Annotated in this window: 13 protein-coding genes and 4 pseudogenes; 12 read left to right on the top strand and 5 right to left on the bottom strand. The window is 57.4% G+C overall.

Annotation, left to right across the window (positions count from 1 at the left end; translation table 11 throughout):
- Positions 1 to 40: 40 nt before the first annotated feature.
- Positions 41 to 829, bottom strand: coding sequence for a DeoR/GlpR family DNA-binding transcription regulator (locus AB4N76_RS26810; protein WP_046027676.1), 789 nt, complete (start codon positions 827 to 829; stop codon positions 41 to 43).
- A gap of 270 nt (positions 830 to 1,099) precedes the next feature.
- Here AB4N76_RS26810 and AB4N76_RS26805 point away from each other — a divergent pair, with 270 nt between their 5' ends.
- From AB4N76_RS26805 to AB4N76_RS26790, 4 genes are all read left to right on the top strand, one after another.
- Positions 1,100 to 1,909, top strand: coding sequence for a DUF2092 domain-containing protein (locus AB4N76_RS26805; protein ID WP_460163779.1), 810 nt, complete (start codon positions 1,100 to 1,102; stop codon positions 1,907 to 1,909).
- Positions 1,906 to 2,097 carry a hypothetical protein gene (locus AB4N76_RS26800; protein WP_077430316.1) on the top strand — a complete coding sequence of 64 codons (192 nt, stop codon included), beginning with the start codon at positions 1,906 to 1,908 and terminating at the stop codon, positions 2,095 to 2,097. Before AB4N76_RS26805 ends, AB4N76_RS26800 begins: the two co-directional genes overlap by 4 nt.
- A gap of 293 nt (positions 2,098 to 2,390) precedes the next feature.
- Positions 2,391 to 3,272: a DUF1906 domain-containing protein gene (locus AB4N76_RS26795; protein ID WP_052961858.1), complete on the top strand. Its 882-nt coding sequence runs from the start codon at positions 2,391 to 2,393 to the stop codon at positions 3,270 to 3,272.
- A 33-nt stretch (positions 3,273 to 3,305) separates the two neighbouring features.
- Positions 3,306 to 3,824: a hypothetical protein gene (locus tag AB4N76_RS26790; RefSeq protein ID WP_460163778.1), complete on the top strand. Its 519-nt coding sequence runs from the start codon at positions 3,306 to 3,308 to the stop codon at positions 3,822 to 3,824.
- Positions 3,825 to 3,840: 16 nt separating this feature from the next.
- On the opposite strand, the gene AB4N76_RS26785 is transcribed toward AB4N76_RS26790, so the two are convergent.
- Positions 3,841 to 4,035, bottom strand: a complete 195-nt coding sequence (locus AB4N76_RS26785) for a hypothetical protein (protein WP_460163777.1) — start codon at positions 4,033 to 4,035, stop codon at positions 3,841 to 3,843.
- A 100-nt stretch (positions 4,036 to 4,135) separates the two neighbouring features.
- On the opposite strand from AB4N76_RS26785, the gene AB4N76_RS26780 reads away from it, so the two are divergent.
- Positions 4,136 to 4,825, top strand: coding sequence for a hypothetical protein (locus AB4N76_RS26780; protein ID WP_460163776.1), 690 nt, complete (start codon positions 4,136 to 4,138; stop codon positions 4,823 to 4,825).
- Between the two features lie 3 nt (positions 4,826 to 4,828).
- On the opposite strand, the gene AB4N76_RS26775 is transcribed toward AB4N76_RS26780, so the two are convergent.
- Positions 4,829 to 5,497 carry an ATPase gene (locus tag AB4N76_RS26775; protein WP_258668009.1) on the bottom strand — a complete coding sequence of 223 codons (669 nt, stop codon included), beginning with the start codon at positions 5,495 to 5,497 and terminating at the stop codon, positions 4,829 to 4,831.
- Between the two features lie 236 nt (positions 5,498 to 5,733).
- On the opposite strand from AB4N76_RS26775, the gene AB4N76_RS26770 reads away from it, so the two are divergent.
- The 3 genes and pseudogenes from AB4N76_RS26770 to AB4N76_RS26760 all read left to right on the top strand — a co-directional run bounded on the left by AB4N76_RS26770 (position 5,734) and on the right by AB4N76_RS26760 (position 8,224).
- A complete protein-coding gene (locus AB4N76_RS26770; protein WP_046027680.1) occupies positions 5,734 to 6,210 on the top strand; it encodes a DUF2059 domain-containing protein in 477 nt (158 codons plus the stop codon).
- 107 nt (positions 6,211 to 6,317) lie between these two features.
- Positions 6,318 to 7,226 carry an alpha/beta fold hydrolase gene (locus AB4N76_RS26765; protein ID WP_046027681.1) on the top strand — a complete coding sequence of 303 codons (909 nt, stop codon included), beginning with the start codon at positions 6,318 to 6,320 and terminating at the stop codon, positions 7,224 to 7,226.
- A 256-nt stretch (positions 7,227 to 7,482) separates the two neighbouring features.
- Positions 7,483 to 8,224: pseudogene (locus AB4N76_RS26760) on the top strand (hypothetical protein).
- 38 nt (positions 8,225 to 8,262) lie between these two features.
- On the opposite strand, the gene AB4N76_RS26755 reads toward AB4N76_RS26760, so the two are convergent.
- Together AB4N76_RS26755 and AB4N76_RS26750 are read right to left on the bottom strand one after the other, a co-directional pair.
- The gene (locus AB4N76_RS26755) at positions 8,263 to 9,066 is read right to left on the bottom strand and encodes a hypothetical protein (protein ID WP_077430319.1); all 804 of its coding nucleotides are present in this window, start codon (positions 9,064 to 9,066) and stop codon (positions 8,263 to 8,265) included.
- A 146-nt stretch (positions 9,067 to 9,212) separates the two neighbouring features.
- Complete coding sequence (locus AB4N76_RS26750; protein ID WP_460164644.1) at positions 9,213 to 9,278, bottom strand: hypothetical protein; 66 nt, start codon at positions 9,276 to 9,278, stop codon at positions 9,213 to 9,215.
- Positions 9,279 to 9,692: 414 nt separating this feature from the next.
- Between AB4N76_RS26750 and AB4N76_RS26745 the strand changes: the two are divergent.
- The 4 genes and pseudogenes from AB4N76_RS26745 to AB4N76_RS26730 form a co-directional block, all read left to right on the top strand.
- A pseudogene (locus AB4N76_RS26745) lies at positions 9,693 to 10,273 on the top strand (SCO family protein); the annotation flags it as partial.
- 25 nt (positions 10,274 to 10,298) lie between these two features.
- Positions 10,299 to 10,761 (top strand): annotated as a pseudogene (locus tag AB4N76_RS26740) (copper chaperone PCu(A)C).
- Between the two features lie 204 nt (positions 10,762 to 10,965).
- A pseudogene (locus tag AB4N76_RS26735) lies at positions 10,966 to 12,288 on the top strand (flavin-containing monooxygenase).
- A gap of 103 nt (positions 12,289 to 12,391) precedes the next feature.
- Complete coding sequence (locus AB4N76_RS26730; RefSeq protein ID WP_460163775.1) at positions 12,392 to 12,763, top strand: RidA family protein; 372 nt, start codon at positions 12,392 to 12,394, stop codon at positions 12,761 to 12,763.
- Positions 12,764 to 12,789 lie beyond the last annotated feature (26 nt).

The following is a 12,789-nucleotide window of genomic DNA, read 5'->3' as shown; positions in this document are numbered from 1 at the left end:
TCGTCGTGTCGTTTGCGATTGCGTTGGGGCATGGCTGAACTCAGGCATCGACCTGAACCACTTCAATGCCCAACCGCTGATAATCCTCGACGCTGCCCGACGCCACGTGTTGCTCGGTAATCAGCGTATGGATGCGATTGCACGGCGCAACCACAAACGGCTCCACCGCCCCGAGTTTGTCCGCCGTAATCACCGCCACCACGTGTGAAGCGCTGGCAAGCATCGCTCGCTTCACGGGCGCCTCATCGAAATGCAGCGAGCTGATGCCGACGTCCGGGTGAATCGCGCAGACACCGGTGAACAACAGATCAGCCTTGATGCCTTCGATCAGCCGCAGGGTTTCATGCCCGCTGGCCGACATCGTCGCGGGGTTGAGCTGCCCACCGGCCAGGATCACCTTGATGCCTTTGTACTCGGCCAGGGTGATGGCGATCATCGGCGACGCGGTAATGGCCGTGATGGAGATGTCCGAGGGCAGCGACCGCGCAATTTGCAGCGTTGTACTGCCCGAATCGAACAGCACAATCTGCCCCTCCTGAACCCGGCGCGCCGCGAGTTGCGCCAACTGCGCTTTCACCTCATCGGTTTCGCTGACCCGAGTGAAAAAATCCTTGCCCGTGTCTTTCGGTCGCGGCAGCGCCCCGCCGTGCACCCGCTGCACCAGGCCGGCGGTGGCAAGCTCGGAGAGATCGCGACGAATGGTGTCTTCGGATACCGCAAAATGCTGACTCAACTCGCAGGCCATGACCTTGCCGTCGCGCTCGAGGATCAGGAGGATTTTTTGCCGGCGCACCGAAGGGAGCTCGGCGATGGAATGCTGATCTTGCATGTTTATGCCTGATTTTGCGGGTTTGTGCGAGGTTAGCCAAACAGGCGGGCAAACACAATCAGGAGGGACCGGTGCGGCCAATGGGCAGGTGACCCCTCGCTTATTGGCAACAGTCACGAAACAGACAACATGGGCTGGATCAAACGACCAGATTTGATCATTGAGTAAATGCGATTAGCGGTCGGGCAATACGCGGCGCAATGACGGTGATGGAACTAACGTTGTAATTCCACGCTGGTCAACCCGGCATTCCCGAAGCGGTGAACTTCCATGGAAAAGATCGCCCGTAAGTTAACTGAACCCTCGGCAGTCCGCATCGCTGGCGCCGGGTTGGCGCTGATTCTCGGCTTGAGCCAACCGATCATTTCGCTGGCAGATGAGGCGTACGCCAAAAATTTGCTAAAGAACATGTCCGACTATATGTCAGCGCAAAAAAACATATCGTTCAACTACGACACCAACTTTGAAGTCGTCACCAAAGAAAAACAGAAACTTGCCCTCGCCGCTTCCGGCACGACGGTAATCAGCCGGCCAGACAAAATACGCAACATCCGCACTGGCGGATTTGCAGATATCGAAATGCTGTATGACGGTAAGACGCTGACTGTGCTGGGCAAAAATGTGAATGCCTATACGCAAGTGCCCATCACCGGCACGCTGGATCATTTGATTGATGAGTTAAGGGTTAAGTACGACAGGCCAATAGCCGGTGCCGACCTGTTTGGGTCCAACCCCCAGGAAGCGTTGATGGTGGGAGTGACCGACATAAAAGACTTGGGCAGCGGCGTCATCGGTGGCGTCGAATGCGATCACCTGGCCTTCAGAACCAAGGAAGTTGATTGGCAAATCTGGATCGCTCAAGGCGAGCGTCCTTACCCTTGCCGCTATGTCATCACCTCAAAACAAGTCGAGGGTGGTCCGCAGTACAGCATTCAGTTGAGTGACTGGAAAACGGGCACAGAGGTTGCCGCAGACGACTTCACTTTTGATAACTCGACGGATGCCAAGAGAGTCGACTTGAAAGACGTGCCCAACGGCGATGACTTACCGAAAAACTTTGTGCGAGGACATGCCAAATGAACGGCTTGATAAAAACCGGTGGCTTGGTGCTGGTGGGCTTTGTTCTGGTCGCAGCGCTCGAACTTGGCGAAACCCTATCGATCCCGGGCGTACACAGTGTCATTTCCTCGGCCGAAGCCGTCGTAGGACGCCCTCTTACTCCGGTCAGCGTTTCGGGTGTGGCGCGGCGTAGCAATCGGCGTGATTGAAGGGCCAGTGCTTATAACGATTTATTATAAATTGAAAACTTGCCGGACTTTGCGGCCCGGCAAGTAACAAAACAAATATAAAATACCGGTGCAAAATATTTAAATATTCTCATTTTTTTATCAAACCTTGTCACAACCAATTAACACTGACTCATAACTTTTACAACTTTCGTCATACATGAATTTCCTCGCATATTGACGCACTTGCAAAACACGCCTTTTATATATGTCCGAGCCGAAACTTCTCGGCTCACGCAGTTAGCAAAGTGCGCTCCCCTGAAAGGAAACTTATCATGCTCATTATCGACACCCCCTACAACACCACGACAAAACTCCGTTGCCTGTCGAAAGAAAACGTAAAAACCGTTATCCGTTATTACAACTTCAGCAACTCAAAAACGTTTCCAGACAAGTGCTTGACGCTTATAGAGGCGCAGTCCATTTGCGCGCAAGGCATGAACATCGCCGTGGTGTTTCAACAACGACAGGACAATGCCGCCGATTTCTCGGAAATCAAAGGCTATGAGGCGGGACGCAGAGCCTACCGATACGCCCTCAACGACATCGGGCAACCCGAGGGATCGGGGATCTATTTCTCTGTCGACTTCGATGCCAGCACCAACGAAATCACCAGCGACATCATTCCTTATTTCCAAGGGGTGCAGCGGGCGTTCAACGAGATCTCCGGTGCTCAGCCAGCCTATCGGGTGGGTATCTATGGCTCCGGCGCCACGGCCAATGCGCTGACAAAAAACGGCTTGTGTTCACTGGTATGGCTGGCCATGTCGTCCGGATTTCGCGGGACCAAAGACGCAATAAAAAACGGTGCCTATCACATCGAGCAAAAAGCCCCATCGGCAAAATTGTGCGGCCTGGACCTCGACTACAACCTCATCAATCCCCAGCACGCCAACGATTTCGGGGCTTTCGTTCTACCGGTCGAAACCTCGGTGGTCGCGACATCCCATGCCGCCGCTACCCACGAAGTGATATCGCGCACCAGCCTCAGGCTGCGCGGTGGCCCTGGTACCGAGTACAGCGTGGTGAGCAGCTTGAAGCCCGGCCAGTTGGTTACCGCGAAACCGGTCAATACCGAATGGTCGAGTATTGATCTTCAGGGTGACGGGTTGATTGACGGGTTTGCGGCGTCAGCGTTTTTGAAAGAGTTGAATTGATTACCGGGCTGTTTCAATCGAGCAGGAGGCACCATGAACCGTCATTTCCTACCACTGGACGGCGTAGACAATGATCCCGTCCCCAGCCATGCATACGGTCGCTTTGACCATATCGAACTGGACGCCGGTGGCAATGCCTTGGTCGCCTTCGATCTGGTGAAAGCACACTGGATAAAGAGGATGGGCATCGAAAACGAGTTGTTCTCGCTTGAAGGCAGTCCGGGTCAGGCGCAACTCTGGCGTCTGTTCTATGAGCGTCAACAAAAAGAACGCCTGCCAAACCCTTTTGAGAGCATGAACGTGTATCGACTGGAGATTGAACTGCGTAATGATGAGGAATGGTTTGGAATGGCGGCTCCCGGGGACGGCGAGGGCCTGGATCATAGGCTGGCGGCAATGGAAGAGCATTGGGTAGATTTTCAGATTACAGAAGCCCGGATAGGCGATTCCGGTGAACAGGGTACGAGGGGCCACCTCTATCGCAGGATGTTCAATGAGCCCCTCCTCTGTCATTGTGAACGGAGCGTTAGTGACAGCCCCGGTAGCGCGTAGTTTGTCGACAATCTTCTCACTCAGCCACCTGCCGCGGATCGATCAAAATGACTTCGAACAGCTCTTGAGCAGGGAGGTCCTGGCTGAATGGCTCGGGGTCTTCGATGTTGGCCAAGGCAATGCCTGCGCCCTTCTGGAAGAGTCCGTTCAGGGTGTCAGCGCACCGAGGCTTTACTTTGATCTCGGTGCCGGGGTTTACCGTAACCAGCACACGACACCTGCGGATCTGGAGTTTGGTTTCTACAGCAGTCCGCCCGTGGTGTTATCGCACTGGGATTCAGGATCACTGGGCCGGCGCTTACATAGCTGACGTGTTCGGTGAATACCCGGCGCTGAAATTAAAATGGATTGCCCCCTTGCAGACGGTGGGGCCTACCCACATTGCCTTCGCCAACGATGTCCGCAAAGCGAGAGGAGAGTTTTTGATCTACAGCCCTCAGGGTTCACAAAGCGTCGGGAAGGCGCAACTAGGTGACGGGCGCATCCTCCGATTCATGCGCGGTTCTGGATATGATCGCAATAACTCAGGGTTAGTCATGACGATTGAAGATCAACATGCCCCGATTGCACGCAGCTGGATTCTCACCGGCGATTGCGATTACAAGCACTTCATGACCGGCCTGGCCCCTAAAGGCACCATTGCACTGATCGCCCCCCATCATGGAGCAACTCTCAGTTCCAACAACGAGATACCCAAACCCAACGGGCCGTATAGGCGCTTGATTTACTCCTTCGGTAAAGGCAACAAACACGGCAGCACGCATGTCACACACCCGACATCCGATGGTGTTTTGGCGCATAGCGCAAAGGACTGGGTCCACGATGCCTGGAAACTTTATGATCCTGGATTCCCTTTGGCCGAGGGCGATGTCCGATCCACTTGCGAACACTATCCGGGTACTCAACGCGGTGGCATTTTGGTCGGCTGGGTAGAACCTCAAGCACAGATCCTTGTAATGCGTACCTTTAAATCCGCGATCACATCAACGAACCAAACTTAAAAGTCAGTTACTCGCCACCTGCGCCACAGTGCCCGCAGTCACCAGCGCTTTAAGCGAAGCATCAAACTGCTTCAGCGCATTCACTTGCAGTTCAGTCTGCCGGTCAATCTGCGCTGCAATCTCCGGGGCCGCTTTGCCATGCACCCAGACCGAAGGCATTTGCTGAGCGCGTGAACCTTCGGCCTTGCCGATGTACTGCAGGTTCGCATCGTAGAACTTGGCCATGAACCGCGCTTCAACCTGATTGTTGCGCTTGGACACCAGGCGGCTGTAGGTGTCCAGCATCACCACCACGTCGGGGCGTGCCTGCACCAGCGCGTCGAGGTTGTCGTAGACCGTCACCGAGCCGAACTCTTTTTGCAGCGAGCCCATCAGCCAGTTGATCGCAAGCTGCGGGTCGGAACTGTTGACGAAGGCGTTGCTGATGCGCGAATCCAGTTGAGGGTTTTTCGCACCGTTCACCGCCACCGCATGGTACTGCTCAAGGTATTGGAGGGTGTTGAGGGTGTTTTCACTGTAGAGCACGCCAACGGTCTGGGCATGTTGCAGATGGGTTGTACTGTCGGCGACCGGCGGCAAATGGCACGACTGGTCAGCCGCGTAAGCCGGCACGGTGGTGGCGACGCTGCCGGTGAATACGGCGATAAAGGCCAGCAAGGTAGACATTTTCATCGCTCAGGTTCCTTCAAAGGCGAGTTCGGTATGCAGCTATCCTCCTCCCTTGGCGAAAAAACAGAACTTGCATTCCTTGATGGTGATTATTGATTAAACGAATGGTTGGGCAACGGGCCTGAATCGGACCTGGCGTGCGAAACCTCTCAATAGGAAAACGCTGCCCGTCGCAAAGCGCGGCTTTCGGTCTACGCTGTTCTGACGTCCCTTTTCTCTATCACTCATGGAGCCCAAACTTGAACTGGACTGCTTCTGCCGCTATCGCCTTGACCCTATTGTTCTCACTCTCAAGCCCCGCCTTCGCTGAAACACCGGCCCTGAATGAAGCACGCGCACTTGTCGCCAAGGCACACATGGGCAGTAACCTCCCGGCCATTGCCATGTCGACGGCGCAGGGAACGGTGTCCTACTCGATGATTGCCGAGAAGCTCGGCAGTGCCGACGCCGACCGTATCGTTTCCGAGGAAATCACCGCATTGCTGCCCGAGTACCAGCCAAAATGGGACGAGAACCTGGCACAGGCCTATGAAAAGTCATTCTCTGAAGAAGAACTGGCTTCGCTCGTCGCGGACGGTCCGACCTCACAATACGTCGAAAAAGTAAAAGCACAGCAAGCCACCGTCGGCAGCGAGATGCGCTCGACTTCAGAACCGATTGTGAGCGAACTGGTGACCGAAGCACTGAAAGAGACCATGGAAAAACGTGTCCAGTAACGGACAGCAAATCTGTCTTTGAAAAGCCGTCTACGCTGCTGCAATCGGTATCCCGCTCAGGCTGGGGGGGTACGCGACATTCCACGCGTACGTTGGGAGACACCGTTATGTTGCGTACCCTGCTGACCACTGCCTTACTGCTTGCGCTGAGCCTCCCGGCGCAGGCTGGGGTGACGCCGTTCCCTGCGGCGTTCCAGACAAAAGACATCAGCGTCGAAGGCGTCAAGATCCATGTGCGCGTCGGCGGCAAGGGGCCTGCCGTGGTGATGCTGCACGGCTTTGGCGACACCGGTGACATGTGGGCGCCACTGGCGGCGAATCTGGCCAAGGACCACACAGTCGTGGTGCCGGACCTTCGAGGCTTGGGGTTGTCGTCGATACCGGAAAGCGGCTACGACAAAAAGACCCAGGCCGGTGACATCCGCGGGGTATTGGCGGCACTGGGGATCGAGCATTCGGTGGTCATCGGCCACGACATCGGCACGATGGTCGCCTTCGCCTACGCCTCGCGTTATCCGCAATTGACTGATCGCCTGGTCGTCATGGACGCGCCGGTACCCGGCATTCCACCCTGGAACGATATCGTGCGTTCGCCGATGCTATGGCACTTCGACTTCGGCGGACCGGACGCCGAACGCCTGGTGGCAGGCCGGGAACGCATCTACCTGGACCGGTTCTGGAACGAGTTCGCAGGCGACCGCAGCAAAGTCGATGAAGCCACCCGCCAACATTACGCCAAGCTCTATGCCCGCCCCGGCGTCATGCACGCGGCCTTCGCTCAGTTCCGCAGCATTCGCCAGGACGCGGCGGACAACGAAGCGTCGATGAAGACGCGGTTGAGCATGCCGGTGCTGGCCATCGGTGGTGAAAAATCCTTCGCAGCCAATGAGGCGATCGTCATGCGCAATGCGGCGGACAACGTGACCGAAGTGGTGATACCGGGGGCCGGTCACTGGTTGATGGAAGAAGCGCCGGCAGCGACTATTCAGGCGATTCGCGATTTCATTGCACAGTGATGCCAATCGACAGGGACGAGTGATTGGCAATGCAGTTCCACGGCGAGGCGGTCAAATGATCGCCACGCTGTTTCATGGCTTGATACAACCCCGTTACGCCAGCTGTTACCTGCCGGTCCGAATCAGTGTTGATGACCACTGCGACTGTAACGCCAAGACACTTCGCCGCCCTGTTCTGCCCGCCTACAGTGAAGCCGTCAATGTGCTAACAGGGCCATTGATTGCCTAACACATCACTCCAAGGAATAGGGAAATCATGAGTAAATCCACTGCGGTAAGTGCCCATCAAAAACAGCTGCATGATGACGTGCAGGCGGCCGTCAAATCGATCATGGCCGCACCAACGGCCTTGAAAACCTCCGACTACAGCAAGGTCCTGACCTCAACCCTGGCGGCCACGCAAAAGTCGGTGAAGATCCAGATCGCGTCCGGCGACCTGACCACGCTGAAACAGTCCGGCTACAAACTGTGCTTTGCCAAGAAAGTCGGCACCGAAGCGTACAACGTGGTCTGGCAGTCCTATGTCGCCTACTTGAGTAACAGCACCTTCAGCTGGACCCCGCAATATCAGCTGTTCGGTTCCAACTCGTTCCAGGCCAACGTGCAAGTGGATGTCTCGACCAACATCGTCAATATCGGCCTGGGCCAACAGTCAGTGCTTGATACTCTCCGGCCTGCTGGGTTCGGCGACGAGCGGTGGACCCGATACGTCTATTACCCTGATAAACAACTACGGAGCCATTCACCCGGGCATCAGCCAATTGTCCACCGGCATCGATGGCAAACAGGTCAGCACGCCGATCTACGTGGCTTCCAATCAGATCGTCACCGGATCCACGGTGTTGACCCCGGTCGAAACCATCTTGGTGTGGTTCGAGCAGAACGTGCAGACCAGCACCATGTTCAGTACCTCGCGCTCTCAATCCGTCGAAATAGACCTGACCTTCGACAACAGTGCCACCCGCCTCTACTCCGGCGGCAGCTGGACCGTCGTGTAACACGGCATCCGGGGCGACCGTGCGGTTGCCCCGCTTTCTCAAGCGTCACCGTCGCCCCGGGCGAAATACCCGGTCAATGACTGGCAGATAGACTCCGCCAAATCTTCCTGAGTGGCGATGCCGTAAGGTCGATTGCGATCAAACTGCTCTGACCAGCGAATTCGCCCCTGCGCAATATCGATCAGGCGCACCGAAGCCCGGACCCGGGTCGATTCAACCCGCACGCTGCCCTCCAGTGAATAACTGCCGCGCCCGGCCCTCACCAGGTCCGGGGCTTTGACGCTGTTGCGCGCGACCTTCATCAATACGTGGTTGCCACGGCTTTGCGTCTGCTCGAATGACTCGAACAGCTTACAGCTCAACTCTTCGCACAAGCCCCGGGCGAAGTCATCGCCGTCGCGGGTGATGCAGGTGAATGGCTGAATCTGCAAGACCGGATGGCGAGTCGCGATCCCTTTGGGCCTGAGCCGCTGGTAAGCCAGTCGATAACACCCGGCCGGTATGCTCAGGCGTATCGCGTCTTGTTGGCCGGTGGTGGCGTAATGGGTGGTGAGCTTGCGTCGCAACCGCCCCACTTGCACGCGCACCACCGGATCATCGCCTGTACAGTAAATCGCCGGATCACGGCGAAACACCGCCAGGCCGATGGCGTGCTCGGTGAGCGCAATGTTCGGACATTGAAGGTCATGATCGACCAGAAAGCGCAGCAGACTGCCCATTCGCCGGGACTTGGAAAACACCGGGCTGGCCAATAGCTGCGCCAATACCCGCTCCATTTCTTCACGATCAAGTGGCCCAGGGACACCCTCGGCACTTGAATTGCCAACGTGCTTGATCACCATATGCCTGCCTCCGTGCAGGTTATCGACAATCACTCGTCGTACTCCATGGCCACGCGCAACGCCCGCCCTGAAGTGGCTCGGGCGCTGCAATGTCGAAGCTTAGCAGCCGTAGAATATTGTGCTGAGCGCAACGCTCACAGAGGCATTCAGCAGCAACGCGTCGTGCATTGCTTGCCGCCGTAGCGAGCCTCCTGACGCTCGCGAATAAACATCGAATGGCTCATGACCGGCTGATCTTGTAGCAGCTGCCGTAACACCGACTTTGGCAGCTGCCGAGCCTGCGGAGGCTGCGTTCGGCTGCGCAGCAGTCGTAAACCCTGAGTGCGCGGTGAACCTGACACACCGCATTGTCTCGATCTCACGACTGCTGCGCAGCCGAGACGCAGCCTCGCGGGCTCGGCAGCTGCTACGGGATCGCGTTATGGCCACTGATCCGCATTTTTCTGCCGACTCTGCCGCTGTACTGGTACCAGCGCTGGTCCGACAATGAGCAACGCACCGCAACCAGTTTGTTAATATCCACCCGCTTTTTTCGTCTGATTTATCAGCCGCCACAGATTTCACGTCGCTACACAGGATTTCCCCCCACGAGTACGTTGTATACCCGTCGCACTGTCCTGCGCGGCATGAGCCTGTTGAGCCTCGGCCTGTTGAGCCGGCTGCGGCGACAGCAGCGAAGCTATCGTGCGAGCACGGCAAGGACCTCGGCGACAAGATCATGGGCCGTACCTTCAAGCTCAAGGACGCCGACGGCGAAACGAAGATGCTGACCAGCTATCGCGGCATGATGCCGATGGTCTTCTTCGGCTTCACTCAACGCTCCGGCGGTGTGCCCGACTAATCCCTGGCCCGCGCCGTCCCGCTGGAAAAACTGGATGGTCCGCGATGGCGAAAAGCTGCAAAGTGATCTTCATCACCCTGGACCCCGAGCGCGACACGCCACAGATGGCGCTCGACAAATACGTCAAATCGTTCGACCCGACGTTCGAAGCGCTGCGCGTCGGCACGCTGGAAGAAACCGCCGCTACCGCCAAGGAATTCGGCGTGTTCTTCGGTAAAGTCCCGAACGGTGACAGCTACACTCTCTCCCCACACCGCGCACCAGCGGCGTCTTCGACTCCCGGGGCAATCTGCGCCTGGGCCTCGTCCGCATCCCTTACCGCCCAAGAGTGCGCAGAAGACTCTGCTCACCGTCATGGAGGTCTGCCAACGACTTCAACCCCTTCAAGCGCATCAAACAACTGGCCCTGGGCCCGTCCCTGATCGGCCTGGCCTTTCAGGTGTCGGCTCAAACCCAGGTCCAGAACGCCTGGGTTCGCGCGACCGTGGCCGACCAACCGTCGACCGGCGCCTTCATGACCCTGCAAGCCGACAGCGACAGCACCCTGCTGAGCGTTCAGTCCCCGGCGGCAAAAACGGTACAGATTCACCAAATGAGCATGGAAGACGATGTGATGAGCATGCGTCAGGTCTGACTCCGCCAAGCCGCTGCCGGCCGGCAAGCCCGTGAACTTCGACCCGCATGGCTACCACGTAATGCTGATTGACCTGACGGCTCAAGTGAAGGAAGGCGATACTGTCGCCGCCGACCCTGACCGTGAAAAATGCCAAGGGCGAGCAGGAAACCATCGAAGTGCACAAGGCCGTGAAGCCCGGGCACTCGGCACGATGGACCACAGCAGCAAGATGCATTAAGGCGTTGGGCGTGATGCCCTAACCGTGCAACATCCTCCTCTCCAGACCCGCTGCCACCCAGGCGGGTCTAAGCGTTCTGCCTCAGTTATTTATACTCAAACGCCAGCTTAATAATATCTACACGATACAGGGGTGATCCCTAGTCTTGAGCCCAAGAGATGGCAGGCCATAAGCGACCTGAATCCCACTTCGAAGGGTAGAGAGATGACCACAGAAAACAAAAACAGACACGCTGATCGTTGGCGCTGGTCAGGCTGGCGTGGCCATGAGTGAACACCTGAGCAAACTTGGTGCGCCGCACCTGGTGCTGGAGCGCAACCGTATTGCCGAGCGCTGGCGCACCGGGCGTTGGGATTCGCTGGTGGCCAATGGTCCGGCCTGGCACGACCGTTTTCCCGAGCCTGGAATTCGACGACCTCAGCCCGGACGGCTTTGCCCCCAAAGAGCGCGTGGCGGACTACTTCTCGCTGGAAGCCTATGCGAAAAAATTCAACGCACCGGTACGCACCGGCGTCGACGTGCTCAAAGTCGAGCGCAATGTCGGCCGTCCGGGCTTCACCATCGAAACCTCCGAAGGCGTGATCGAGGCCAACCGTGTGGTAGCCGCCACCGGGCCGTTCCAGACGCCAGTAATCCCGCCTATCGCGCCTAAAGATCAACCGTTCTTGCAGATCCACTCGGTCGACTATCGCAATCCCGGTCAACTGCCGGAAGGCGCCGTGCTGGTGGTTGGCGCCGGCTCGTCGGGGGTGCAGATCGCCGATGAATTGCAGCGCTCCGGCAAACAGGTTTACCTCTCGGTCGGTGCGCACGACCGCTCCGCCTCGCGCCTACCGCAACCGTGATTTCTGCTGGTGGCTGCGTGCTGCGGCGAATGGGATCAGGAAGCCGCGATGAAACCCGGTCGCGAACACGTGACCATCGCGGTCAGCGGTGCGCAGGGCGGCAAGACGGTCGACTTCCGGGGGCTCGCCTATCGCGGCATGACCCTTGTCGGTCTGACCCAATCGTTCAACGGCAGCGTGGCGACGTTTCAACCGAACCTGGCTGGAGAACCTGGCGCGCGGTGATGAAAACTACCTGGCGCTGCCTCAATCGCCGCCGACGCCTACATCGAAAGCAATGGTCTGGACCCGCCGGAAGAACCCGAAGCGCGCATGACCTTCCCGGATCCGGACGTGCGTGAAGAATCTGATTCTTGAACTCGATCTGGCCAAGGCCGGCATCAACTCAATCATCTGGGCCACCGGTTTTGCCACCGATTACAGCTGGCTGAAGGTCAACGCCTCTGACGACAAGGGTAAGCCAGCGCACCGGCGCGGTGTGTCGAGTGAGCCGGGGGTGTATTTCCTCGGCTGCCATGGCAGTCGCGTCGCGTGGTTCTTCGTTCATCTGGGGGAGTGGCACGACGCTAAGTACGTGGCCGATCACATCGCCATCCAGCGTTCGTACCTCGACTACCACGATACGGCGCAGCGTCAGGCTGAAAGCGTGCTGGTCGCTCACAAAACCACGGTCAGTGCTTGATTTTTTATTCAGGAGTTTCAGATGTCCACGCCAACCCATACCCTCGAATTCTGCATGTTCAACACCAAGCGAAACCTACTCGAACCAGAGCCTGGACAACGATTTGTGCCAGGCCGTGCGGGCCGGGAATACCGTTTATGTTCGCGGCCAGGTCGGGACTGATTTCGAAGGCAACCTGGTCGGTCTGGGCGACCTGCGCGCGCAGGCCGAGCAAGCGGATGCGCAACGTCAAACAGTTGCTGGAAGAGGCTGGCAGCGATCTCAGCCACATTGTGGAAAAACCACGACGTACCTGATTGATCCGCGCTATCGCGAGCCGGTTTATCAGGAAGTCGGCAAGTGGTTCAAGGGCGTGTTCCCGATTTCCACCGGGTTGGTGGTGTCGGCGTTGGGGCAGCCGCAGTGGTTGATGGAAATTGATGTGATTGCGGTGATTCCTGAAAGTAAAAACCGAGTCGCCGCCATCGCAGGCTAAGCTCAGCGCCCACAGGTTAGTCGTCG

The sequence above is a fragment of the Pseudomonas sp. S2_F03 genome, assembly GCF_054668335.1.
The sequence above is the reverse complement of the archived record's forward strand: the minus strand, read 5'-3'. Positions and strand labels throughout refer to the sequence as shown.

Bases quoted from the DNA above. Each gene is read 5' to 3' on its own strand.
- AB4N76_RS26775 (WP_258668009.1), bottom strand. From the start codon at position 5,497: ATGAAAATGTCTACCTTGCTGGCCTTTATCGCCGTATTCACCGGCAGC.
- AB4N76_RS26765 (WP_046027681.1), top strand. From the start codon at position 6,318: ATGTTGCGTACCCTGCTGACCACTGCCTTACTGCTTGCGCTGAGCCTC.
- AB4N76_RS26790 (WP_460163778.1), top strand. From the start codon at position 3,306: ATGAACCGTCATTTCCTACCACTGGACGGCGTAGACAATGATCCCGTC.
- AB4N76_RS26755 (WP_077430319.1), bottom strand. From the start codon at position 9,066: ATGGTGATCAAGCACGTTGGCAATTCAAGTGCCGAGGGTGTCCCTGGG.
- AB4N76_RS26805 (WP_460163779.1), top strand. From the start codon at position 1,100: ATGGAAAAGATCGCCCGTAAGTTAACTGAACCCTCGGCAGTCCGCATC.
- AB4N76_RS26795 (WP_052961858.1), top strand. From the start codon at position 2,391: ATGCTCATTATCGACACCCCCTACAACACCACGACAAAACTCCGTTGC.
- AB4N76_RS26800 (WP_077430316.1), top strand. From the start codon at position 1,906: ATGAACGGCTTGATAAAAACCGGTGGCTTGGTGCTGGTGGGCTTTGTT.
- AB4N76_RS26810 (WP_046027676.1), bottom strand. From the start codon at position 829: ATGCAAGATCAGCATTCCATCGCCGAGCTCCCTTCGGTGCGCCGGCAA.